Here is a 22,609-nt window from a genome sequence, read left to right on the forward strand (position 1 = left end):
AGCGAACAGCGCAGGTGATGCGATTTACTGAAGGCTGGCGTGCAAACGACGGGCGGCCTCCTGGCCACTGAGCCAGGCCCCTTCGACCCGGCCGGACAAGCACCAGTCGCCGCATACGTACAAGCCCAGGTCGGCATCGGCCAGCGCTCCCCATTCATGGCTGCCGGCAGGGCGAGCGTACAGCCATCGATGAGCCACGCTGAAGCTCGGCGCGGGCATCGCGCTGTGCAGCAGTTCGGCGAAGGCGCCGTGCAGGTGTTCGATGACGGCTTCCTTGGGCATGTCGATGTGCTGGCGACTCCAGTCGCTGGTGGCGTGCAGCACCCAGGTATCGAGCTGGGTGTCGCGCCCCGGCTTGCTGCGGTTGCGCGCCAGCCAGTCGAGGGGACTGTCCTGTACGAAGCAGCCTTCCATAGGCGTATCCAACGGTGTTTCGAAGGCCAGCGCCACGGCCCAGGTGGGGTCCATCTTTACCCCGGCGGCGACGCCGGCCAATTTCGGCACGGCCGCGAGCAATGCCGTAGCCTGGGGCGCAGGCGTGGCAATCACGACTTGGCCGAAGGGACCGTGGGTAAATCCTTCCGCGTCCTGTAAATGCCAATGTTCCTGGCCGCGAAAGACTTCCGTGATGCGGCAGGAAAACTGCACCTGCAGGTCGCCAAGCAGGGCGCGGGTAATCGCACTCATGCGCGGGGTTCCCACCCAGCGGGTCTGCTCGTCGGGCGAGGGGCTCATCTGCCCGTCCTGGAAATGATAGAGCTGCGGGTTCCATTCAGCCGCCCAGCCGTTGGCTTGCCAGCGCTGCACTTCCGTGACGAAGCGCCGGTCGCGGGCGGTGAAGTATTGCGCGCCCATGTCCAGGGCGCCGGCGTCGCTGCGTTTGCTCGACATGCGTCCGCCGCTGCCGTGGCTTTTATCGAAGAGTTGGATGACGTGCCCAGCCTCCGTCAGGGCCTGGGCGGCTGATAAACCGGCGATGCCGGTGCCGATGATTGCGATAGGTACAGTCATGAGGGCCTCGTTTACCTTTCTGTACAGACTACGCCGTCGTTTAATCCTGTACAATTTTGGTTTTTGGTATAAGTTTTACCGTTCGCGTTTTGGCAGGTTGTCCTATTGTTTAGACACAGACCCTGTCCGATATGAAAAATGCCTATTTATAAAAATAGACTAATGGGCCGGGTAAAACGCGATGCGAGGAACACCTCATGCACATATTGCTGACCGGCGGTACTGGTTTGATCGGACGTCAGCTCTGCCGGCACTGGCTGGAGCAGGGGCACCGCTTGACAGTATGGAGTCGTCGACCCGAACAAGTGGCAGGAATCTGCGGAGCGCAGGTGCAAGGCATTGCCAAGCTCGACGAGATTGGCGAGCCGGTCGATGCAGTGGTCAACCTGGCAGGCGCGCCCATCGGCGACCGGCCTTGGACGCACAAGCGCAAGATGTTGCTGTGGAGCAGCCGCGTCACGCTGACTGAGGTGCTGCTCGCTTGGCTGGAGCGTTGCGAGCAAAAGCCGCAGGTGCTGATCTCCGGTTCCGCCGTGGGCTGGTACGGCGACGGTGGCGAGCGAGAATTGACGGAGGAGTCGGGGCCGGTCAGCGAGGATTTCGCCAGTCAGTTGTGCATCGCCTGGGAAGAGACCGCGCAGCGAGCCGAGGCCATGGGCATACGCGTGGTGCTGATTCGCACGGGTCTGGTCCTGTCCGCCGAGGGCGGCTTTTTGTCGCGGCTGTTGCTGCCGTTCAAACTGGCGCTGGGCGGGCGTATCGGCAATGGGCGGCAGTGGATGCCGTGGGTTCATATCGACGATCAAATCGCCTTGATTGATTTTCTTCTGCACCGCAGTGACGCCAGCGGTCCTTATAATGCGTGCGCGCCGAACCCGGTGCGCAACCGAGATTTTGCCAAGGCCCTGGGGCACGTATTGCATCGCCCGGCCGTGGTGCCGATGCCGGAGCTGGCGCTGAAAATTGCGCTGGGTGAGTTGTCATTGCTGTTGCTGGGCGGCCAGCGCGCCACGCCGGCCCGATTGCAGGCGGCGGGGTTTTCATTCCGGTTCACTGATTTGCCTGCGGCCCTGGAAGATTTGTCGGGTCGCCTTTGAAATAGGACGTTGCATGACCGATCACGCGTTGCTTCTGGTGAATCTGGGTTCGCCTGCCTCTACCTCGGTGGCCGATGTGCGCCGCTATCTCAACCAATTCCTGATGGACCCGTACGTCATCGACCTGCCATGGCCGGTGCGGCGGTTGCTGGTGTCGCTGATCCTGATCAAGCGCCCAGAGCAGTCGGCCCACGCTTACGCGTCGATCTGGTGGGAAGAGGGCTCGCCGCTGGTGGTGCTCAGCCGCCGCTTGCAACAGGCCATGACCGCCCAATGGACGCAGGGGCCAGTAGAACTGGCGATGCGTTACGGCGAGCCATCCATTGAATCAACCTTGGTGCGCCTGGCGAGCCAGGGCCACAAGCGCATCACGCTGGCGCCGTTGTACCCACAATTTGCCGACAGCACCGTCACGACGGTCATCGAAGAAGCCAAGCGGGTCGTGGGTGAGAAGAAGCTCGATGTCGAGTTTTCGATTCTCCAGCCTTTTTATGATCAGCCGGAATACCTCGATGCGCTGGTTGCCAGCGCCAAGCCGTACCTGATGCAGGATTACGATCACTTGTTGCTGAGTTTCCACGGCCTGCCGGAACGGCACCTGACCAAACTCGACCCCACGGGTTTTCATTGCTTCAAGGACGCCGATTGCTGCAAGAATGCGCCGCCGGAAGTCATGGCGACGTGTTACCGCGCCCAGTGCATTCGCACCGCCGAGCTGTTCGCCCAGCGCATGGGATTGGCCGATGGCAAATGGTCGGTGTCGTTCCAGTCGCGACTGGGTCGCGCCAAGTGGATCGAACCCTATACCGAAGCGCGCCTGGACGAGCTGGCCAAGAGCGGCATGAAGAAAATCCTGGTGATGTGCCCGGCGTTCGTCGCTGACTGCATCGAGACCCTGGAAGAAATTGGCGACCGCGGCCGTGAGCAGTTCCGAGAAGCGGGAGGAGAGGAGTTGGTGCTGGTGCCGTGTCTCAATGACGATCCGCAGTGGGCGCGGGCGTTGAGTACCTTGTGCGAGCGAGCGCCGATCGCGCTGTAGCCGATCGTTCCCATGCTCCGCGCCAAAGAGCCGAACGCGGAGCGTCCGTAGAAGCATTCCCACGCGGAGCGTGGGAACGATCAATAGATTTACAGCAGCGGCTCATCCGCCTTCTTCTGCTTCCAACCATCATTGCCCGGCAAGATCAGGTTCAGCGCAATCGCCACCACGGCGCACAACGCGATGCCTTTCAGGCCGAAGTCGTCCGGGCCTGTGCCGGTGCCCACCAGCACGCCGCCAATGCCGAACACCAGCGTCACCGAAACGATCACCAGGTTGCGGGCTTCGCCCAGGTCGATCTTATGGCGGATCAGGGTGTTCATGCCCACCGCCGCGATCGAGCCGAACAGCAGGCACAAGATGCCGCCCATGACCGGCACCGGGATGCTTTGCAGCAGCGCACCGAACTTGCCGATGAACGCCAGGCTGATGGCGAAAATCGACGCCCAGGTCATGATCTTCGGGTTGTAGTTCTTGGTCAGCATCACCGCGCCAGTGACTTCGGCATAGGTGGTGTTGGGCGGGCCGCCGAACAGGCCGGCGGCGGTGGTGGCGATGCCGTCGCCAAACAGCGTGCGATGCAGGCCGGGCTTCTTCAAGTAATCGCGACCGGTCACGCTGCCCACGGCAATTACCCCGCCGATGTGCTCGATGGCCGGCGCGAGGGCTACCGGCACGATGAACAGGATTGCTTGCCAGTTGAACTCCGGCGCGGTAAAGGCCGGCACGGCGAACCAGGGCGCGGCGGCGATTTTCGCGGTGTCGACCACGCCGAAATAAAACGCCATGGCAAAGCCCACCAGTACGCCGGAGATGATCGGCACCAGGCGGAAAATACCTTTGCCGAACACTGCCACGATCAGGGTGGTGAGCAACGCCGGCATCGAGATCAGCATCGCGGTTTGATAATGAATCAGCTCGGAGCCGTCGCCGGCCTTGCCCATCGCCATGTTGGCGGCGATCGGCGCCATTGCCAGGCCGATGGAAATGATCACCGGGCCGATGACCACCGGCGGCAGCAGCCGATCAATGAACCCGGTGCCCTTGATCTTCACCGCCAGGCCCAGGAACGTATAGACGAAACCCGCCGCCATGACGCCGCCCATGGTCGCCGCCAGGCCAAATTGGCCCTTGGCGAGGATGATCGGCGTGATAAAGGCAAAACTCGACGCCAGGAACACCGGCACCTGGCGCCCGGTGACGATCTGGAACAGGATCGTCCCCAGGCCCGCCGTGAACAGCGCCACGTTCGGGTCCAGGCCGGTGATCAGCGGCATCAGCACCAGCGCGCCAAAGGCGACGAAGAGCATCTGCGCGCCGGACAGCACTTGGCGCCAGAGCGGATCGTTGAATTCGTCCTGCATGCTCAAGCGTCCTTCTGCTTGGTGCCGAAGATCTTGTCGCCGGCATCGCCCAGGCCCGGGATGATGTAGCCGTGCTCGTTGAGTTTCTCGTCGATGGACGCGGTGTAGATGGTCACGTCGGGGTGCGCATCCTCGACGGCCTTGATGCCTTCGGGCGCGGCGACCAGCACCATGGCGCGGATGTCCCGGCAGCCGGCCTTCTTCAACAGGTCGATGGTGGCAACCATCGAGCTGCCCGTGGCAAGCATCGGGTCGATGATCATCGCCAGGCGCTCATCGATTTCCGGCACCAGTTTCTCCAGGTAGGTGTGGGCCTGCAGGGTCTGCTCGTTGCGAGCCACGCCGACAGCGCTGACCTTGGCGCCCGGGATCAGGCTGAGCACGCCTTCGAGCATGCCGATGCCGGCGCGCAGGATCGGCACCACGGTGATTTTTTTCCCGGCTATTTTTTCCACTTGTACCGTGCCGGCCCAACCGGCGATCTCGTAGGATTCCAGCGGCAGGTCCTTCGTGGCTTCGTAAGTGAGCAGGGCACCGACTTCCTGGGCGAGCTCGCGGAAGTTCTTCGTGCTGATGTCAGCGCGGCGCATCAGGCCGAGTTTATGTCTGATCAGCGGGTGGCGGATCTCGAGGATGGGCATGGGGAAGGCTCCGGCGGCGGGCAAAAAAACCGGCCTAGATTAATCTATCCGAGGGTGTTGTCCTATAGACAATACAGAACGTTAGTCCACAAATGCTTGATCTGGCCGGGCGGGATGCGTACCTTTGCCGGCTTTTCCGCATTGCCACCCTTGGAGAGCACCATGTCCGCTGATCTCGAGCATATCCGTCAAGTCATGCGAGAGGCTGACTGCCTGTACACCGAAGCTGAAGTCGAAGCGGCCATCGCCCGTGTCGGTGCGCAAATCAACGATCAGTTGGCCGACAGCAATCCGGTGGTGTTCTGTGTCATGAACGGCGGGCTGATTTTCTCCGGCAAGCTGCTGACCTACCTGAATTTCCCGCTGGAAGCCTCCTACCTGCACGCCACCCGTTATCGCAACGAAACCAGCGGCGGCGACCTTTTCTGGAAAGCCAAGCCGGAAGTCTCGTTCATCGACCGCGACGTGCTGATCATCGACGACATCCTCGACGAAGGGCATACCTTGGGCGCGATCATCGATTTCTGCAAACACGCCGGCGCTCGCGCGGTGCACACTGCAGTGCTGATCGATAAGGACCACGACCGCAAGGCCCGTCCCGACCTGAAAGCCGATTTTGTTGGCTTGCCGTGCATCGATCGCTACATCTTCGGCTACGGCATGGACTACAAAGGCTACTGGCGCAACGCCAACGGTATTTTCGCCGTCAAAGGGATGTAATCGAATGACTCGGCCGGCCTTTCTGGATCAAGCCTTGTTCGATGAACTGGCCGAGAAAGCCGCGGCCAGTCCTCGCGGGCGACAGCACCATAACTTCCATGAGATGGATGAGCCGTGCCATCGCATGGCGGTTGGCTTGCAACCGTCGACCTACATCCCGCCGCATCGCCATTTGAGCGCCGACAAGGCGGAAACCCTGCTGGTGCTCAGGGGCCGGCTCGGAGTGTTGATTTTTGACGAAGCCGGGACGCTGATCGACAAGCGAATCCTCCAGGCCGGCGGCGATTGCCTCGGTGTCGACCTGCCGGCAGGCGTGTATCACGGCCTGGTGGTGCTCGAAGCGGACAGCTTGATGTTTGAATGCAAGGCCGGCCCTTACCGGCCCGTCGGCGACGGCGAACTGGCCCACTGGGCGCCGCGCGAAGGCGAAGCGGGCGTGGCGCAGTACCAAGCCTGGATGCGCGCCCAGTTCGACTAGGCGGCGAGCCATTTCTCGCTCTTGACCCGCGCCTGCTCCAGATTCTGTACATACACCAATTGACGCTGCTCGCGATGAACCCCCGCGCGGCGCAGCTTCAGGCGCACCCGTGGCGCTGTCCCCACCAGGATCAGACCAATGCCCTGCTTGCGATAATCGCGCAGGATATTTTCCAGCGCGACCAGGGCAGTCATGTCCAGCATCGGCACGGCGCTCATGTCCACGATCACCACCCGAACGCCGTGGTCGAACCGGCGCAATACGTCCAAGGCCTTTTCCGCCGCGCCAAAAAACAGCGGCCCGCGAATGGCGTAGCAACGAACGTGTTCGGGCAGGTTCAGCAGGGCATGGTGGGCATGGCGTGGCAACTCGGCACTGTCGGTCAGCTCGCTCATGCGCTTGATGAACAGGCCGGCGGCCAGCAACAGGCCGACGGCGACGGCCAGCACCATGTCGAACAGCACGGTCAGGCTCAGGCAGGTCAGTAGGACCAGCACGTCGCTGCGCGGAGCGATGCGCAGCGTATGCAGCACGTGCCCGGCCTCGCTCATGTTCCACGCGACCATCACCAGCAGCGCCGCCAAGGCAGCCATGGGCAAATAACTGAACAGCGGCGCCAGCAGCACAATCGCCACCAGCACCACCAGGCTGTGAATGATCGCGGCCAGCGGTGACGACGCGCCGCTGCGCACGTTGGTGGCGCTGCGGGCAATGGCGGCGGTGGCGGTAATGCCGCCGAACAGCGGGGCGACGAGATTGCCCAGGCCCTGGCCTATCAGCTCGGCGTTGGGATCGTGTTTGCTCCCGGTCATGCCGTCCGCCACCACCGCGCACAACAGCGATTCGATGGCGCCGAGCATGGCGATGGCGAAGGCGGGCGCCAGCAATTGGCGGAGCAAGTCATAGGACAGGATCAACGGCCGGCCTTGGCCATCCGGCAGATTCCAGGGCCAGTCGAAGCTCGGCAGGAATGGCGGGATGCCGGGGTAGGCGACGCCATCGACGATATAACTGAAGCGTTCGCCCAACGTCGCGATCGGCCATCCCGCGCGTTCCATCGCCAGGCCCAACAATGTGCCCACCAGCAACGCCACCAAATGCCCGGGAACCCGTGGCACCCAGCGCGGCCAGGCAATCAGCACCGCCAGGCACACGGCGCCGATGACCCCATCGCCGAGACGGGCACTGGGCAGCGCCACGATCAATTCGCCTAATTGCTCGATGTAGTGTTTGGCGTGGCCCGCGGTGCTCAGGCCCAGTAAATCCTTCAGTTGCAGGGTCGCGATGACCACGCCGATGCCTGCGGTGAAACCGAGGATCACTGGATAAGGAATGTATTGGATCAATCGTCCCGCGCGCATCAGGCCCAGGGCGATCAGGATCACGCCGGCAAGCATGGTGCACAACAGCAGGCCGCCCAGCCCGTATTGTTGAGTGATAGGCAGCAGGATGACGACGAATGCCGCCGTTGGCCCGCTCACGTTGAAGCGCGAGCCGCCAGTGAGGGCGATCAGCGGCGCTGCCACCAGCACCGTGTACAGGCCATGTTGCGGCGGTACGCCAACGGCTATCGCCAGAGCCATGGCCAAGGGAATGGCGATGATACCGACGGTCAGCCCGGCCACCAGATCGCCGCGCAGGCGTTCCAGCGTGTAGCCGGCACGCCAGGTTTGGCGCCAGGCGGAGAATAACGGTGGGGCGGAGAAAGACATGAATACTCCTCGCAAGGGGGCTGGCATTGGCCCCGTACTGATCGTTCCCACGCTCCGCGTGGGAATGCCGCCCAGGACGCTCCGCGTCCCATGTGACGCAGAGCGTCACTGGATGCATTCCCACGCAGGAGCGTGGGAACGATCATGCAACGGCATCTGTTCGGCGTCGGGACTGATGGCACATCGAGTATGCCGCGCCCGCTGCCCGGATGTATTGATCCGGGTCGCTTATTTTTACCGTCCGTGCGCATGCTAGAGTGCCCGCCCAAGACTTCGGAGCTTGTCATGCGTGTATCGATCCGCCGCTGCGCCACTTTGCTGTTGATATCCAGCTTGCCGTCCATGGCCATTGCCGCGCCGATGCACAGCCAGTTCCTGCCTCCCGATGATCTGGTGGCGCGCCAGGAACAGCCTGAACAGCAGCAGTTGCTGCAAGTCACCGAGTACTCGGTGGTGCTGGGCAACCAGCGGCCGTCCAACCAGCAGCCGATCCCGGTCACGTCGCCGTTGATGGTGCGCCTCAAGGGCAAGCCTTTGAACAAGGGGGCCACCATCAGCCAGGTGATCCTCAATTTCGACGGTGAAAGCAAAAGCCTGAAGAAGCCGGTCTACGACGAGGCGAGCAAGACCCTGACGCTGTCTTATCCACAGGCCCAGTACCGGGTGGTGATCGATCTTTTGCGCAACGACACGGTGTACGTACAGTTTCTCAGCTACGCCAACGGCCATATCTGGGCGGACCTGCACACCAGCGCCGCACGCCCGCGTTGAGCCCCGAGGCCTGGCGGGGGTAAACTGCCCGCCCCGTGAACTGTGCGAGCTGGAGCCGGCAATGCGTAAAGACAAGAAACAACTGATTGGTGACGAGATTGGCGACGAGCAGGTCAAGCAGTTCCTCAATTTCGAACCGGTCGATGCCACTTCGCCGTCGTTGCACAAACTGATCAAGGCCTACCGTGGGCTGCGTGCTCACGACTTCGAGCGCTTCCTGACGTTCTTTGTCGAGGCCGGCCATGACCTCAACGGCAAGGATGAGCACGGCAACGATTTCGTTGCGCTGATCCAGGACCAGCGTAACGCCGAGGAGTACATCGAATTGGTTGAGAAGGCGCGTGGCTGATTGATCAGCGGCCTGCTTTGCAGGCCAGCGGGAGCAAGCTCCCTCGCCACGAAGCTTCCAAAAAAACGCCCCGCTCTCATGAAAGAGCGGGGCGTTTTTTTATCCAGTCGAATCAAGCGTAGCTTTGGGTCTCGCTGCTTTCTTCAACCAGTTCCAGCGCAACGTTGTTCTGCGCGCTGACCTTGCGATACAGCGCCGCATCGGTTTCCAGCACTTTTTCCCGGGCCGGGAAGATCTCCGCGAGCTTGGCGGCCCACTCTCCCTTGGCTTTGTCCGGGAAGCAGCGCTCGATCAGGTCAAGCATGATCGAAACGGTGACCGACGCGCCTGGCGAGGCGCCGAGCAGGGCGGCGAGGGTGCCGTCCTTGGCTGCGACCAGTTCGGTACCGAACTGCAAAACGCCGCCTTTCTTCGGATCTTTCTTGATGATCTGCACCCGTTGGCCGGCCACTTCCAGGCGCCAGTCTTCGGCTTTCGCCTCGGGGTAGAAGCGACGCAGGGATTCCAGGCGCTGCTCCATGGACTGCATCACTTCGCTGATCAGGTACTTGGTCAGGTCCATGTTGTCCCGGGCCACGGCCAGCATCGGGCCGATGTTGCCGGCGCGTACCGACAGCGGCAGGTCCATGATCGAGCCGTGCTTGAGGAACTTGGTGGTGAAACCGGCGTACGGCCCGAACAGCAGGGATTTCTTGCCGTCGACCACGCGGGTGTCCAGGTGCGGCACCGACATCGGTGGCGAGCCTACCGCGGCCTGGCTGTAGACCTTGGCCTGGTGGTGCTTGACCACTTCCGGATTGTCGCAACGCAGCCACTGGCCGCTGACCGGGAAGCCGCCGAACCCCTTGCTTTCTTCAATGCCTGAAGCTTGCAGCAGCGGCAACGCCGCGCCGCCGGCACCGAGGAACACGAATTTGGCATCCACTTCACGGGTGTTGCCGCTGTTGACGTCCTTGATGCTGACGGTCCAACCGTTGCCGTTGCGCTTGAGGCCGGTGACGCGCTTGCAGTACTTGATCTGGGTGTCCGGTGCGCTGCCCAGGTGCTGGAGCAACTGATTGGTCAGGGCGCCGAAATTGACGTCGGTACCGTTCATGACACGGGTGGCGGCGATGACTTCGTCAGCCGGGCGGCCGGGCATCATCAGCGGCATCCATTCGGCCATCTGCTCGCGGTCTTCGGTGTATTCCATGTCGGCGAAAGCGTGATGCTGGCGCATCAGTTCGAAGCGCTTCTTCAGGAATTCCACGCCTTTCTCGCCCTGCACGAAGCTTAGGTGCGGCACCGGGGCAATGAAGGATTTTGAGGAGCCGAACGTGCCTTTCCTGGTCAAGTACGTCCAGAACTGCTTCGACACTTCAAACTGAGTGTTGATGTGCACGGCTTTCTTGATGTCGACACTGCCATCGGCGGCCTGGGGCGTGTAATTCAGCTCACACAGCCCGGCGTGGCCGGTACCGGCGTTGTTCCAGGGATTGGAACTCTCCGCGGCACCCGAGTCCATCAGCTCGACGACTTCCAGCGAAATCGCGGGGTCGAGCTCCTTGAGCAGCACGGCCAGGGTGGCACTCATGATGCCGGCCCCTACCAGAACTACATCGACTGCTTCGTTATGCGCCATTTAACGCGTCTCCAAAATCTGCAGCACCAAATTGTCGGCATAGCGGCCAGGAAGCGGGGCAGGTCAGTTGCGCCCCAGGTATCCATGGCCAGGATCGCCATGTCCGAATCTTCGCAATTCTTCGCAACACTGCGGATGCATGCAGCCTGGCCTCAAGAGTCCCATGAACTCATTTAAGCGCCGGGCAGGCAATTCGACTTATGGCCGAGACATCCGTTCGTGCAACCAAATCCGTAGCGGACAGGCTTCAGGCGCCGGTTCTTGAGCGATATCCGGTCCTGTGTCGTTGGGCTGTTCCAGACGCCAATGGTGCTTGTTCAGACGCAAAACTCTTCATTTGCTCGCCACACTCTTGTGAAGTTGTGAAAACCCGTTTTTTCACGCTCTTTTGAAGACGTGAACCTCAAAAAAGGGCTGTCCCAGCCTGGCACCGTGCCCGGTTTGGATGCCCTCATGAAGTACATGACAGGCAAAACGGGCAGACAGCTCAGTGACCGAGCGTAATGACAGCTCTGCAGATTCGCGAAAAGTGGTGATTTGCCAGGGAAACAGCAAGCGCGCCAGCTTCACTCGATCTGTGTGGGCGGCTCTCTGTGGGCGGTGCGGGGTGCCAATACAAGCGCATCAGCGGCGTTGCGGGGCCCGATCAGGAGACGTCCTTATAATCGGGGGGAGATTGTAGCGAAGAAACGCGCGGAAATGGTCGTGTTTTATGACTTTTATTAGCCTCGCGGTCAGACGGCCAACAGTTGCCGGCTGCGCGAACGAGCGCGAGGGGCTTGTACCAAGGCGCTGGCGGGCAATGGTTGATGCAGCCAGTTGAGACGGATCTCTTCGATTTCCACCCAGCCATCGCCCATGGGCTGCAAGCTGCATTGCTTGAATGCCTGGCAACGACCGGTGCGGTCCAGCAGGGCAAAGCAGCGGTGATGTGGGCGTGGGGTGAACAGGGAGATGAGATAGCGCATGGTCGGATACCGTGTCGAAGGAGCTTGGGGACAGCCTGACAGCCGGCCATGACACACCGGTGTAAGGACCATGACAACGGGGTGACAGGAACCGTCCGGCACGGCCCATGTCAGACTTTGCAGTATTCATGCTGCGACGCTAGTTCGCCGCGATGGCGCACCGCTATACTGCCGGCCTGTCTGTGCCCGATTCTGGAGAGAAAAGCATGTTGCAACGCCTGTTGTTCGGTTTGATCGCCGTGACCAGTCTGACCCTTGTCGGCTGTGCCCACAGCCCGCAACAACTTAACCCGGAACCCAAGCTCAACGCGCAACTGGCGCCGGTGGGTCGGGGCCAACCGGTGGTGGTGCGAGTGGTGGACGGTCGTCCGTCGCCAACCCTTGGCACGCGCGGTGGCCTGTACCCTGAGACCAGCGTGATCACGGTGCAAGGCGCGCAGATCCTGCCCAAGTTGCAGGCCCAGGCCGAGGCAGCCGTGCGTTTGCTGGGCTTCACGCCCACTGCGAACGCAATGAACGCGCCGCAACTGACCGTGACCCTGGCCGAGCTGAAATACCAGTCGCCCAAGGAAGGCATGTACGTGACCGAAGCGACGATTGGCGCGACCTTCCGCTCGGACGTGCAGAACGCCAGCCGCCGCTACAGCGGTCGCTACGGTGCTTCGCTGGACCAACGCTTCGGCATGGCGCCGAACCAGGACACCAACACCAAGTTGGTCAGCGATGTATTGAGCGACGCCCTGACTCGTCTGTTCAAGGACCCGACCATTGGTCAGGTGCTGGCTGAGTAAGGCTGCGTCCCGAACGAAAAAGCCCGCACAAGCGGGCTTTTTTGTCGGCGCGATCTTCATGCGGCCTGGGAATAGAGCTCCAGCACGCTGATCCCGGTCAGCAGGTCTGTCTCCGGTAGGTCCGCATGCTGATGACCGCCGAGGGCGCAATACACCAGCCAATGACGGTCTTGCACGTTGAAGGACAAACTGCCGACAAGGTTCTGTTGTTCATCGCTCGGGCTGATGAGATAGAGGCGGTCCTGGTTTTCGGCGTGCAGCATGACGGATTCCGTGTGGGTTTGGAGGGCGACAGGGTGGCCTATCCATATGACGAAACCGTGACGGATGAAATTAGATAGATGAGCCCGACCCACAAAACAACCATCCCCGTAGGGGATCGTTATTGGTCGGAAAAAACGGCGCAGGGCGGCGGGCTTTCGGTAGAATCCGCGCCCTGTTCGTAGGTCCCCGGGCGCCAGGCGTCCGTTTTCCCTTGAGGTTTGTGATGTCGTTGCAACTGTTCTCGTTGTTCGCTGCCCACCCCGCCAAACTGATCAACCTGCTCGCGCTGCTGTTTGCCTGCCCGGGTGGCTGGGTGCTGCACGCGACGCGTCGCCGCGAACAGCGGGCGCGGGCCTGTCTCGAAGCGCGTAGCAGCCAAAGCAATGAACGATTCGAAGCGCTGCTGGACCTGGCCACCCAGCGCATGAACCGGTTTTTCTACCGGTTCGGTTTTGCCTGCCTGGGGTTGGCACTGCTGATGTCGTGGATCAGCACTCAGCTCTGACTCCCTAAAGCGCCAACCCCGCCTTGACCCGATACTGATTGCGCACCGGCGTCGCGTATTGCAGCACCAGGAACGGTCGGTGTTCCTCCGGGCAAGCGTCCAATCGACGCTGCCATTCTTCTTCAGCCTTGGCCAGTTCCTCGGCGCCGAATACCTCGGCCGCCGTCGGCACCTGCAATTGCGGGTCGGCATCGGCCCATTGGGCGTAGGCCAGGTAGTGCACCGGGAACAGGCGATAGCCGCCGAGAATCTGCCGGTCCATCTCCAGGGCCAACTGCTTGGTGTCCTCGAACAACTCGCTGATCGGCGGGGCGAAATTCACGTGGACCCGGCCCTTGTAGCCGGTGATGCCCTTGGCGATGCTGACGTCGTCCTCGCCCGGCGCCTTGGTGTACGTGCCGGTCGTGGCGCGGATGTACAGTTCGCGGGCCTTGGCCTGGTCGCACGGGTCATACTCGTAGCTGATCGACACCGGAGTGAGGTTCAGCGAGCGGATGACTTCGCCGAACGGCTCGTCCTTGCGGCTCATGTGGAACATCTTGAGGATCGCCGATTCGGTGCGATCATCCCCGTCCTTGGCGCGGCCCTCGGCCTGGGCGATCCAGATCGACGCGCAATCGTTGCGAATCGAGTGGTTGATGTACGCCGACAGCAACTGGTACGCCGCCATTTTTTCCCGGCGCCCGGTAATGGAGCGGTGCACGATGAAGCTCTTGTTCAGGCGCATCAGGTCGCTGACAAACGGCTTCTGCAGCAGGTTGTCGCCGATGGCAATGCGCGGGGTTGGCAGGCCGGCGTGGTACACGGCGTAATTGACGAAGGCCGGGTCCATCACGATGTCGCGGTGGTTGGCGATGAACAGGTACGCGTTGCCGGACTTGAATTGCTCCACCCCGGTGTACGTCACGCCATCGGTGGCGCGTTCGATAGTGTGGTCGACGTAGAACTCCACTTTGTCCTGCAAGGTGGCGACCGATGTCACACCGGCGAACTCTCGACGCAATTTCTGCGCTATAAGAGGTTTGAGCATCCAGCCAAAAGCGCCGGCCAGGCGCGGGAAGCGGAAGTGGGTGAGGATATCTAGAAACGCCTTGTCGCTGAGCAGCCGCGCCAGCACCGCTGGTACTTCGCTGTCGTCGTAAGGTCGGATGGCATCGAATTCGCCCATCATGCTCTCTTGTTGGAAACGGCTAGGGTAAGTAAAGGTTCGATCGAAAACGCGACAGGGCACGGTCTGAAAGTAAGCCAGACAAAAATAGCCCTGCAAACAGACCGGCGATTATACGCACAAGTCACTTGGGAGACCGCGATGCTGGAAGCTGCTCTTTATGAATGCCCGTATTGTGGGGAAGAGGTAGAGACTTCAGTGGATCTTTCCGGCGGCGACCAGACCTACATCGAAGACTGCCAGGTCTGTTGCCGACCGATTACCTTCGTCCTGCAGGTCCACGAAGACGAATGGCACCTCGAGGTCTTCAGCGAAAACGAGTGATGGGGCGGCCATGCAGCGAATCTACGAGTTGGAAAACCTGATGGAAGGCGAATTGCTCCAGGGCATGCTCGCCAGCGAAGGCATCACGGCGCACCTGGTCGGCCGCGACCTGGTGGGTGGCGCGGGTGAGTTGCCGATGTACGGCCTGCTGGGGCTGGCGGTTGAGGACGATCAGGCGCAATACGCCCGGGAATTGATCACCGCCTACAATGCCGCGCTGCCGGTGCCTGGCGATGAACCCGACAGTTACCCCGGTACGCTGGTCTGTTAGGCTGGCCGCCGTTTGATACGAGAGCCGTGTTGCCCCATGTGTGGACGTTATGCCCTGTTTCGTTGGAACCCCGCCTTTGCGGCCTTGCCCGGCTTCCCCGCCGACCAGAAGGCCCAATGGAACATCTCGCCCAATGACTCGGTGCTGATGCTGCGCGCCGGCGCCGACGGCCAGCGCGAATTGGCCCGGGCGCGTTGGGGGCTGACGCCGCCGTGGCTGACCGATCTGTCCCGCACGCCGGCTCACGCCCGGGCCGAAACCGTGGCCGAGCAGCCCATGTTCCGCGAAGCCTTGCGTTTGCGGCGTTGCCTGCTGCCGGCCAACGGGTTTTATGAATGGCGCGGCGGCACCCGCAAGCGCCCGTACTGGCTGACCCCGGGCGAGGGTTCGTCGCTGTTTTTCGCGGCGATCTGGGAAGCCTATCCGGTGCAGGAGCAAGTGTGGCTGAGCACCGCTGTCATCACTCAACCGGCGGCCGGTCAACGCCGGCCACTGATTCTCGATGAAGAGGGCCAGCGCCAGTGGCTCGACCCCGAGACACCGCTGCATGTCTTGCAAGGACTGCTGGCGAGCGAGCCGGGGCAATTGCGCGAGCGGGTGCTGGCGAACATGGTCAACGACCCGAAACTCAATGGGCCGGAGTGCCTGACCCCGGCTTGAATCCGCGACTGTGCATCAGACCTTGAACTGATTGATCAACCGCCGCTGCTGCTCCGCCAGCTTGGTCAGCCCGGCGCTGGCCGCGCTGGATTCGTCGGCGCCGCTAGCCACCTCGTTCGCCACCTGCCCGATGTTGATCACGTTACGGTTGATGTCATCGGCCACGGCGCTTTGCTCCTCGGCGGCGCTGGCGATCTGGGTGTTCATGTCGTTGATCACCGACACGGCCTGGGTAATCGTCTCCAAGGCCTGGGCTGCTTTCGCCGCGTGCTGCACGCTTTCGTCGGTACGGTGCTGGCTGTCCTCCATCACGCGCACCACGTCCCGTGTGCCTTGCTGCAATTGCTGGATCATCGACTGAATCTCTTCAGTGGCCTGCTGCGTCTTTTGTGCCAGGTTGCGCACTTCATCGGCGACCACCGCAAAACCACGGCCCTGTTCACCGGCCCGGGCGGCTTCGATGGCCGCGTTGAGCGCCAACAGGTTGGTCTGCTCGGCGATCCCGCGAATGGCGGTGAGGATTGCGTTGATGTTCTCGCTGTCCTTGGCCAGGGTTTGCACCACGCCCACCGCCTTGCCGATTTCCACGGCCAGCGCGCCGATGGACGTCGAGGTATCCCGCACGATCTGCATGCCCTGGCTGGCAGCCTGGTCGGCGTGACTGGCGGCTTGGGCGGCCTGGGTTGCGTTGCGCGCTACATCCTGCGCCGTGGCGGTCATTTCTTGCACGGCGGTGGCGACCTGGTCGATCTCCGACATTTGCTTGTGCACACCTTGGTTGGTGCGGATCGCGATGTCGGCCGTGTGCTCCGATGAGTCGCTGACGCTCTGCACCGATGTCACCACTTGGGTGATCATGCCCTGCAACTTGCTCAGGAACGTGTTGAAGCCCTTGGCGATGGCGCCCAGTTCATCGGCGCGGTCGCTGGTCAGGCGGCGGGTCAGGTCGCCTTCGCCCTGGGCGATGTCATCGAGCATTGCCACCATTTGCTTGAGCGGTCGGGCGATGCCATGGCCCACCAGCCAAATCACCAGCAGGCCGAGCGCGGCAATGGCCAGGCCGACCATCGCCATGCCGAAAATATCGGTCTCGCGCTGATCGTCCAGGTCCTTCTGCAAGGCTTGCAGGTCGGCCATGACCGCGTTCAGCGGCAGTTGCATCATCAATGTCCAGCGCGCTTCGGCCTGGCCGATGCCGAAGGGCATGTACACCTCGATGTGGCCGTGCTCTTCGTCGATGTCGTAACGCACTTCGCCAATGCCGAGCTTGGTCAGGTTGTCCAGCTCGCTGGCGTCCAGCAGGTCGCTGGCTTTCTCGCCGAGCTTGCTCGGGTCTTTGGTGAAGGCCACCAATCGGTTGTTGTTCGAGAGCAGGGCCATTTCCCCGGCGCCGCCGTATAGCTTGGCGTCCGCGGCGACGAGCATGTCCTGGATGAAGTTCACCGACAGGTCGGCGCCGACGATGCCTTGGAACTTGCCCTCGACCAGGATCGGTTCGATGAACGAGGCGAGCATGGTCATCGTATTGCCGACGCGGTAGGGCGCCGGGTCGATCACGCAGGCTTTCTTGCTGTCCTGGGAGCACAGGTAGTACTCACTGGCGCGAATACCCGTGGACAGCAGTTTCTGGTCGGTCACGTCGGCGAGCTTTTCCAGGCCCAGGGTGCCGTCCTGATTACGAAACCACCACGGCAGGAAGCGCCCGTTGGTTTCCATGCCCAGCACTTGGCTGTTCACATAGTTGGCGTCGTCGTGGTCGATGGCGTTCGGTTCCCAGGCGATGTAGGCACCGAGGATTTTCGGGTTGCGCACCACGGTTTCCCGCAGCAGGCTGATCATCTGTTCACGAGGGAGCTTCAACTGCGGGCTGCCATCCGTGCCGCTCATGCCCATCAAGGCGTTGGTAGTTGCCAGGCCCCGGGCGAGCAACAGTGGCGCTTCGAGCTCCCGTTGGATCAAGCTGGCCTGGGTATGGGCGAGGGCGCTGAGGCGTTGCTCGATGAGTTGTTCAAACTGCGCCTTGGTCCGCTGTTGCACCATCTCCTGAGTACGGGCGCCGGCGAACAATGCATACAGCACCAGGGCGCCGACCACGCTGAGCACAATGGCTCCGGCCAGGGCGGCGACGGAAAATTGGATCGATTTGAATTTCATAAAGGCTCCGGACGCGGAAATGACGTCTGGAATTTTTATCGGCGTTTTCCGGGCCCGACATGAGGCGCTGTTCGTCGGATGACTGTTTTGGCATCGTCGGTGTCGCAAATGGCCGGGTTGGGATCTGACCGAAAAATCGGTAATCCGCTTCTGTGTATCTGGCGCCGATACAAATCAACGCCTAGGATACGCCCACGATTCCATGGAGCTTCTTTTGTATGAACAAGACTTTGATCGTGAGTGCCTTGAGCGCGGGTCTGCTGCTCGCCGGTTGCCAGTCGGTCAACACCACCAGCGGCGGAGCCGTGGGCGTGGAGCGCAAGCAGTACATGTTCAGCATGCTGTCGACCGCTGAGGTCAACCAGATGTATGCGCAGTCCTATCAGAAAAGCATGGGCGAAGCGAAAGCCCAGGGCGTGTTGGACAAGACCAGCAGCGATGCCAAGCGCGTCCAGGCCATCTCCAGCCGGTTGATCGCCCAGGCACCGGTGTTCCGTCCGGATTCGGCGCAATGGAACTGGGAAGTGAACCTGATCAAGAGCGACGAGCTCAACGCCAGCTGCGGCCCTGGCGGGAAAATCATTTTCTACACCGGCTTGATCGAAAAGCTGAAGCTCAACGACGATGAAATCGCCGCGATCATCGGCCATGAAATCGCCCACGCCTTGCGCGAGCACGGCCGTGAAGCGATGTCCAAGGCCTATGGCATCGAAATGGCCAAGCAGGGTGCCGGTGCCATATTCGGCCTGGGCCAGGACAGCCTGGCGCTGGCCGATACCGTGGCCAACTACGGCATGACCTTGCCCAACAGTCGTGGCAACGAGAACGAAGCCGACCTGATCGGCCTCGAACTCGCCGCCCGGGCCGGCTACGACCCGAACGCTGCAATCACCTTGTGGAATAAAATGGCCAAGGCTTCGGAGGGGGCGCCACCAGAGTTCATGAGCACCCACCCGGCGTCGAGCAGCCGGATCGCTTCGTTGCAGGCGGCGATTCCGAAGGTTATGCCGCTTTATCAGCAGGCTAAAAAGTAAGCGTCGTCATGCAGTAAAGCTGTGGCGAGGGGGCTTGTTCCCTCGCCACAACAGCCTCAAACCCATCCACTGCTCTGCATCGCCTTGTACACCGCCACGATCGCCAGGATGAAGAACGCCGAGGCGGCCAGGCGGCGGATGAGGGTCAACGGCAGTTTCTCGGCGGCGAAGTTGCCGGCCAGTACCACCGGCACGTTGGCAATCAACATGCCCACGGTGGTGCCAATGATCACCAGCCACAGTTCAGGGTATTGCGCAGCGAGCATGACCGTGGCGATCTGGGTCTTATCGCCGATTTCCGCCAGGAAGAAGGCGATCAGCGTGGTCAGGAAAGGTCCGAACTTGCGGGCGGTATTGGCTTCGTCGTCGTCCAGCTTGTCCGGCACCAGGGTCCACAGCGCCGTTGCCGCGAAGCTGGCCGCCAGTATCCAGTGCAACACCGCGTCCGAGAAGAACCCGCCGACCCAGGCGCCCACCGCGCCGGCCGCCGCATGGTTGGCCAGGGTCGCGGCGACGATGCCGGCGATGATCGGCCAGGGTTTACGAAAGCGAGCGGCGAGGATCAGCGCGAGCAGTTGCGTCTTGTCGCCGATTTCGGCCAGCGCAACGATAGCGGTCGGTACGAGGAAAGAGTCCAGCATCAGGGGATTCCTAAGAGGGGCGGGTCGACACGGCTATGACACGTACAGCCTCCCCGCCCCGGGTAAGGTGTGCGTGTCATAGGTCTTGTCAAACCCAGCGACCCTCTATGGGGGCGCTTGGGCCGCATACGCCATGGTCTGCTGACCAAGTATGTTGACGTATGCCGGGCGAGCATGGCGCTCGCGGGAGACTACTCCCCTAGGACGGTGCGGATTCTGCCTAGGCAAATCCGTTTGGGCAAGCGCTGTTTTTCTAAAACGCTTCAGCCGCGCTTGGCTCGGTAAATGCGAAAACCCTGGCCTTCGGCCTTGATCGCACAGATACCCAGATGCTCTTCGATCAATGGCTGATATTTGAGGAAACTGTTCGCCACCAAGCGCAGCTCGCCGCCGTTTTTCAGATGTTTGGCTGCTTTTCGCAGCAAGTTTTCTGTAGCGTGGTAATCGGTGTGGACGCCGACATGGAACGGCGGATTGCTCAGGATCGCGCTCAAGCCCATCGGCGCGGCATCGATGCCATCGCCGGTCAAAACCTCGGCTTCCAAGCCGTTGGCGGCCAGCGTCAGGCGACTGCTGGCGGCCGCGAAAGCGTCGACGTCAAGCAGCGTCACCGTGTTGTGCGGGTAACGGCGCTTGACTGCTGCTCCCAGCACCCCGGCGCCGCAGCCGAAATCCAGCAAATGGCCGCTGGGTAGTTTGTCCAGGTGTTCCAGCAGCAGCGCACTGCCGCGATCCAAGCGACCGTGACTGAACACGCCTGGCAGGCTGATCACCGTCAGCGGGCCCTCGGCGAGCGGCAATTGGTAACTTTGGGCCAGGCTTTCCAGGGGCTTGGCTTGGGGCGCATTGGCGACCGTGACCTGCCAGAGTTGGCAATGGCGCGCACTGTCGAGCTTGCGTGGCTTGCCGAAAGGGTTGAGCTGCTTGGACGCGCCTTCTATGCCGCTGCGCTTTTCGCCCACCAGGTACACTTCGCGACCGGCCAAGCGTGACGCCACGGCATTGAGAACGTAGTCGGTGAGGTCCTTGGCCTTGGGCAGGAACACCACGGCGGTGTCGAATTCGCGCTCCGGAACGTTCACGCCAAACTGGCTGCGTTCCGGGAACCGCGCGTCCAGCGCCGCCTGGTCGCCGGCGTGCCAGCACCAGCCATGAGCCTCGGGCAAGCGGCCGAGCAGATCATCGGCGGGCAGGCCGGCCAGCAGGACCGAACCCTGGAATAACTCGGCCTGACGAAGCAGTACTTCACTGCGCGGATCCATGGGCTGCTCCTTGAAAAAAAGTGCGGCAGTTTATCAACTGACGACACGTCGCGCTGTACCGCTGAAGAACCCTTGCGCGTTTTCCGTCAGTTGGCCGACGATTCGCTGGCGTGCCTCGCGGCTGCCCCAGGCGTTGTGGGGCGTGACGATCAACCGGGGGATGTCGCCGGCCAACAGCGGATTGCCCTGGGTCGGCGGCTCGACGCTCAGCACGTCGGTGGCAGCGCCGCCCAAGTGACCGCTGCGCAAGGCGTCGGCGAGGGCCTGTTCGTCTACCAGTCCGCCGCGTGCGGTGTTGACCAGGAACGCGCCGGGCTTGAGCAATGCCAGTTCGCGCGCGCCGATGAAATGGCGGGTGTGCTCGGTGAGCGGGCAGTGCAGGGTCAGGGCGTCAACTTGCGGCAGCAGCTCGTCCAGCGGCACGCGGTCGGGGCGGGCAGGGCGACCTGGAATCTGCCCCGGCAGCACGCGCATGCCAAAGGCTTCGGCCAGCCGCGCGACGGCACCGCCCAGTTCGCCATGACCCAGCAAGCCGAGGGTCTTGCCCTCCAGTTCGACAATTGGGAAATCCAGCAGGCAGAACTGCGGAGCCTGTTGCCAACGACCTTCGCCAACGGCTTTTTGGTAGTCGGCCAACCGCGTCGCCAGGTTCAGCAACAGCATGATCGTGTGCTGTGCCACCGACGGCGTGCCGTAGCCCTGGCAGTTACACACGGTGATGCCATGCTGGCGGGCGGCGGCCAGATCGACGTTGTTGGTGCCGGTGGCGCTGATCAGGATCAGTTTGAGTTCCGGGCTGGCGGCCATGGCGGCGGCATCGATCACCACTTTGTTAGTGATTGCCACCGTGGCGCCCTTGAGCCGCTCTGTCACTTGATCCTGGGTGGTCCGGGCGAACAGTTGCAGCTCACTGAAACATTGGCGCAACGGGCTCAAGTCGAGGTCACCGAGGTCCAGGGAAGGATGGTCGAGAAAAACGGCGCGAGCGGTATTCGTCATCAGCTGTACCTGTTATCTAAAAGACCGAAAGCGTAATGTGGCGAGCCTATCAGATGCGTTGCGGCCGTGGTGCCGTAGACCCGTGGGATTTCATTTAACACAAGACTGTCGCAAGGAGCCCCATCATGTACCTCGCCGAATTCCTCACCGTCGCCCTGATCCACCTCTTGGCCGTCGCCAGTCCCGGCCCGGACTTTGCCGTGGTGGTACGGGAAAGCGTGACCCACGGTCGCCGCGCCGGGACGTGGACGGCGCTGGGCGTGGGTACGGCGATTTTCCTGCACGTGGGCTATTCGCTGCTGGGCATCGGCCTGATCGTGTCCCAATCGATCGTACTGTTCAACGCACTGAAGTGGGCCGCCGCCGCGTACCTGTTGTACATCGGCTTCAAGGCCTTGCGAGCGCAACCGGCCAAGGCCACCGAGGAAAACCTGCACAAGGCAGTGGGCGAACGTACCGCGCGCGGCGCGTTCACGGCTGGCTTCATCACCAACGGCTTGAACCCCAAGGCGACGTTGTTCTTCCTGTCCCTGTTCACCGTGGTGATCAATCCCCATACGCCGCTGGCGGTCCAGGCCGGCTACGGCGTTTACCTGGCCGTCGCCACGGCGGCCTGGTTCTGCATGGTGGCGATGCTGTTTAGCCAGGCGCGGGTGCGCGCCGGTTTCGCCCGCATGGGCCATTGGTTCGACCGGACCATGGGCGCGGTGCTGATTGCCATTGGCGTGAAGCTGGCGTTTACCGAGGCGCATTGATCGAGGTCCC

Annotated in this window: 25 protein-coding genes, 1 pseudogene and 1 riboswitch; of the genes and pseudogenes, 13 read left to right on the top strand and 13 right to left on the bottom strand. The window is 62.0% G+C overall.

All coding sequences use genetic code 11. From position 1 onward, the window contains the following. Nucleotides 1-24 precede the first annotated feature (24 nt). Nucleotides 25-1,011: an NAD(P)/FAD-dependent oxidoreductase gene (locus HU742_RS21490; protein WP_186612407.1), complete on the bottom strand. Its 987-nt coding sequence runs from the start codon at nt 1,009-1,011 to the stop codon at nt 25-27. A 197-nt stretch (nt 1,012-1,208) separates the two neighbouring features. Between HU742_RS21490 and HU742_RS21495 the strand changes: the two genes are divergently transcribed. Beyond that, nucleotides 1,209-2,108, top strand: coding sequence for a TIGR01777 family oxidoreductase (locus tag HU742_RS21495; RefSeq protein ID WP_186634559.1), 900 nt, complete (start codon nt 1,209-1,211; stop codon nt 2,106-2,108). 13 nt (nt 2,109-2,121) lie between these two features. Then, nucleotides 2,122-3,147, top strand: a complete 1,026-nt coding sequence (gene hemH, locus HU742_RS21500; RefSeq protein WP_186644017.1) for a ferrochelatase — start codon at nt 2,122-2,124, stop codon at nt 3,145-3,147. An 89-nt stretch (nt 3,148-3,236) separates the two neighbouring features. On the opposite strand, the gene HU742_RS21505 is transcribed toward hemH, so the two are convergent. Then, a complete protein-coding gene (locus HU742_RS21505) occupies nt 3,237-4,511 on the bottom strand; it encodes a uracil-xanthine permease family protein (RefSeq protein ID WP_186612401.1) in 1,275 nt (424 codons plus the stop codon). A gap of 2 nt (nt 4,512-4,513) precedes the next feature. Continuing rightward, complete coding sequence (gene upp, locus HU742_RS21510) at nt 4,514-5,152, bottom strand: uracil phosphoribosyltransferase (RefSeq protein ID WP_186612399.1); 639 nt, start codon at nt 5,150-5,152, stop codon at nt 4,514-4,516. 162 nt (nt 5,153-5,314) lie between these two features. Here upp and HU742_RS21515 point away from each other — a divergent pair, with 162 nt between their 5' ends. Together HU742_RS21515 and HU742_RS21520 are read left to right on the top strand one after the other, a co-directional pair. Beyond that, nucleotides 5,315-5,872 (top strand): hypoxanthine-guanine phosphoribosyltransferase, encoded by a 558-nt coding sequence (locus tag HU742_RS21515; RefSeq protein WP_181287867.1) that lies wholly within the window; start codon nt 5,315-5,317, stop codon nt 5,870-5,872. Nucleotides 5,873-5,876: 4 nt separating this feature from the next. After that, a complete protein-coding gene (locus HU742_RS21520; protein ID WP_186644019.1) occupies nt 5,877-6,350 on the top strand; it encodes a WbuC family cupin fold metalloprotein in 474 nt (157 codons plus the stop codon). On the opposite strand, the gene dauA is transcribed toward HU742_RS21520, so the two are convergent. Next, nucleotides 6,347-8,062 carry a C4-dicarboxylic acid transporter DauA gene (dauA, locus tag HU742_RS21525; RefSeq protein WP_186634568.1) on the bottom strand — a complete coding sequence of 572 codons (1,716 nt, stop codon included), beginning with the start codon at nt 8,060-8,062 and terminating at the stop codon, nt 6,347-6,349. The two genes, HU742_RS21520 and dauA, sit on opposite strands and share 4 nt — an antisense overlap. 285 nt (nt 8,063-8,347) lie before the next feature. On the opposite strand from dauA, the gene HU742_RS21530 reads away from it, so the two are divergent. After that, nucleotides 8,348-8,833: a hypothetical protein gene (locus HU742_RS21530; protein WP_186644021.1), complete on the top strand. Its 486-nt coding sequence runs from the start codon at nt 8,348-8,350 to the stop codon at nt 8,831-8,833. 61 nt (nt 8,834-8,894) lie between these two features. Continuing rightward, complete coding sequence (locus tag HU742_RS21535) at nt 8,895-9,182, top strand: PA4642 family protein (protein WP_186634574.1); 288 nt, start codon at nt 8,895-8,897, stop codon at nt 9,180-9,182. Between the two features lie 112 nt (nt 9,183-9,294). Here HU742_RS21535 and mqo read toward each other — a convergent pair whose 3' ends face one another. Then, nucleotides 9,295-10,803: a malate dehydrogenase (quinone) gene (gene mqo, locus HU742_RS21540; RefSeq protein ID WP_186634577.1), complete on the bottom strand. Its 1,509-nt coding sequence runs from the start codon at nt 10,801-10,803 to the stop codon at nt 9,295-9,297. Between the two features lie 734 nt (nt 10,804-11,537). Then, nucleotides 11,538-11,771: a hypothetical protein gene (locus HU742_RS21545; protein ID WP_186612373.1), complete on the bottom strand. Its 234-nt coding sequence runs from the start codon at nt 11,769-11,771 to the stop codon at nt 11,538-11,540. Between the two features lie 206 nt (nt 11,772-11,977). Between HU742_RS21545 and HU742_RS21550 the strand changes: the two genes are divergently transcribed. Further along, nucleotides 11,978-12,562, top strand: coding sequence for a YajG family lipoprotein (locus HU742_RS21550; protein WP_186612372.1), 585 nt, complete (start codon nt 11,978-11,980; stop codon nt 12,560-12,562). Nucleotides 12,563-12,618: 56 nt separating this feature from the next. Here HU742_RS21550 and HU742_RS21555 read toward each other — a convergent pair whose 3' ends face one another. Beyond that, nucleotides 12,619-12,825, bottom strand: a complete 207-nt coding sequence (locus HU742_RS21555) for a hypothetical protein (protein WP_047229420.1) — start codon at nt 12,823-12,825, stop codon at nt 12,619-12,621. A 224-nt stretch (nt 12,826-13,049) separates the two neighbouring features. Here HU742_RS21555 and HU742_RS21560 point away from each other — a divergent pair, with 224 nt between their 5' ends. After that, complete coding sequence (locus HU742_RS21560; RefSeq protein WP_186634580.1) at nt 13,050-13,331, top strand: hypothetical protein; 282 nt, start codon at nt 13,050-13,052, stop codon at nt 13,329-13,331. A 4-nt stretch (nt 13,332-13,335) separates the two neighbouring features. On the opposite strand, the gene HU742_RS21565 is transcribed toward HU742_RS21560, so the two are convergent. Then, entirely contained in the window at nt 13,336-14,502 is a 1,167-nt protein-coding gene (locus HU742_RS21565) for a 1-acyl-sn-glycerol-3-phosphate acyltransferase (RefSeq protein WP_186634583.1), read from the bottom strand. A 138-nt stretch (nt 14,503-14,640) separates the two neighbouring features. On the opposite strand from HU742_RS21565, the gene HU742_RS21570 reads away from it, so the two are divergent. From HU742_RS21570 to HU742_RS21580, 3 genes are read left to right on the top strand one after another with little or no spacing between them, the layout of a single operon-like run. Beyond that, on the top strand, nt 14,641-14,823 hold the full coding sequence (locus tag HU742_RS21570; RefSeq protein WP_186634586.1) for a CPXCG motif-containing cysteine-rich protein: 183 nt from the start codon (nt 14,641-14,643) through the stop codon (nt 14,821-14,823). Between the two features lie 10 nt (nt 14,824-14,833). After that, nucleotides 14,834-15,094 (top strand): putative signal transducing protein, encoded by a 261-nt coding sequence (locus tag HU742_RS21575; RefSeq protein ID WP_186634589.1) that lies wholly within the window; start codon nt 14,834-14,836, stop codon nt 15,092-15,094. Nucleotides 15,095-15,130: 36 nt separating this feature from the next. After that, nucleotides 15,131-15,754 (top strand): SOS response-associated peptidase, encoded by a 624-nt coding sequence (locus HU742_RS21580; RefSeq protein WP_186634592.1) that lies wholly within the window; start codon nt 15,131-15,133, stop codon nt 15,752-15,754. Nucleotides 15,755-15,769: 15 nt separating this feature from the next. Here HU742_RS21580 and HU742_RS27150 read toward each other — a convergent pair whose 3' ends face one another. Continuing rightward, on the bottom strand, nt 15,770-16,612 hold the full coding sequence (locus HU742_RS27150; protein WP_434581160.1) for a methyl-accepting chemotaxis protein: 843 nt from the start codon (nt 16,610-16,612) through the stop codon (nt 15,770-15,772). Between the two features lie 15 nt (nt 16,613-16,627). After that, nucleotides 16,628-17,908: pseudogene (locus HU742_RS27155) on the bottom strand (methyl-accepting chemotaxis protein); the annotation flags it as partial. A 218-nt stretch (nt 17,909-18,126) separates the two neighbouring features. Here HU742_RS27155 and HU742_RS21590 point away from each other — a divergent pair. Next, nucleotides 18,127-18,942, top strand: coding sequence for a M48 family metallopeptidase (locus tag HU742_RS21590; protein ID WP_186634598.1), 816 nt, complete (start codon nt 18,127-18,129; stop codon nt 18,940-18,942). 56 nt (nt 18,943-18,998) lie between these two features. On the opposite strand, the gene HU742_RS21595 is transcribed toward HU742_RS21590, so the two are convergent. The 3 genes from HU742_RS21595 to HU742_RS21605 form a co-directional block, all read right to left on the bottom strand. After that, nucleotides 18,999-19,583 carry a TMEM165/GDT1 family protein gene (locus HU742_RS21595; RefSeq protein WP_186634601.1) on the bottom strand — a complete coding sequence of 195 codons (585 nt, stop codon included), beginning with the start codon at nt 19,581-19,583 and terminating at the stop codon, nt 18,999-19,001. 90 nt (nt 19,584-19,673) lie between these two features. Next, nucleotides 19,674-19,795, bottom strand: a riboswitch (yybP-ykoY riboswitch). A gap of 51 nt (nt 19,796-19,846) precedes the next feature. Beyond that, nucleotides 19,847-20,845: a methyltransferase gene (locus HU742_RS21600; protein ID WP_186634604.1), complete on the bottom strand. Its 999-nt coding sequence runs from the start codon at nt 20,843-20,845 to the stop codon at nt 19,847-19,849. A gap of 33 nt (nt 20,846-20,878) precedes the next feature. After that, nucleotides 20,879-21,844, bottom strand: coding sequence for a 2-hydroxyacid dehydrogenase (locus HU742_RS21605; RefSeq protein ID WP_186634607.1), 966 nt, complete (start codon nt 21,842-21,844; stop codon nt 20,879-20,881). A gap of 125 nt (nt 21,845-21,969) precedes the next feature. On the opposite strand from HU742_RS21605, the gene HU742_RS21610 reads away from it, so the two are divergent. Continuing rightward, nucleotides 21,970-22,599, top strand: a complete 630-nt coding sequence (locus tag HU742_RS21610; protein WP_186634610.1) for a LysE family translocator — start codon at nt 21,970-21,972, stop codon at nt 22,597-22,599. Nucleotides 22,600-22,609: the final 10 nt, after the last annotated feature.

The organism is Pseudomonas marvdashtae, from assembly GCF_014268655.2.
Lineage (GTDB): Bacteria > Pseudomonadota > Gammaproteobacteria > Pseudomonadales > Pseudomonadaceae > Aquipseudomonas > Aquipseudomonas marvdashtae.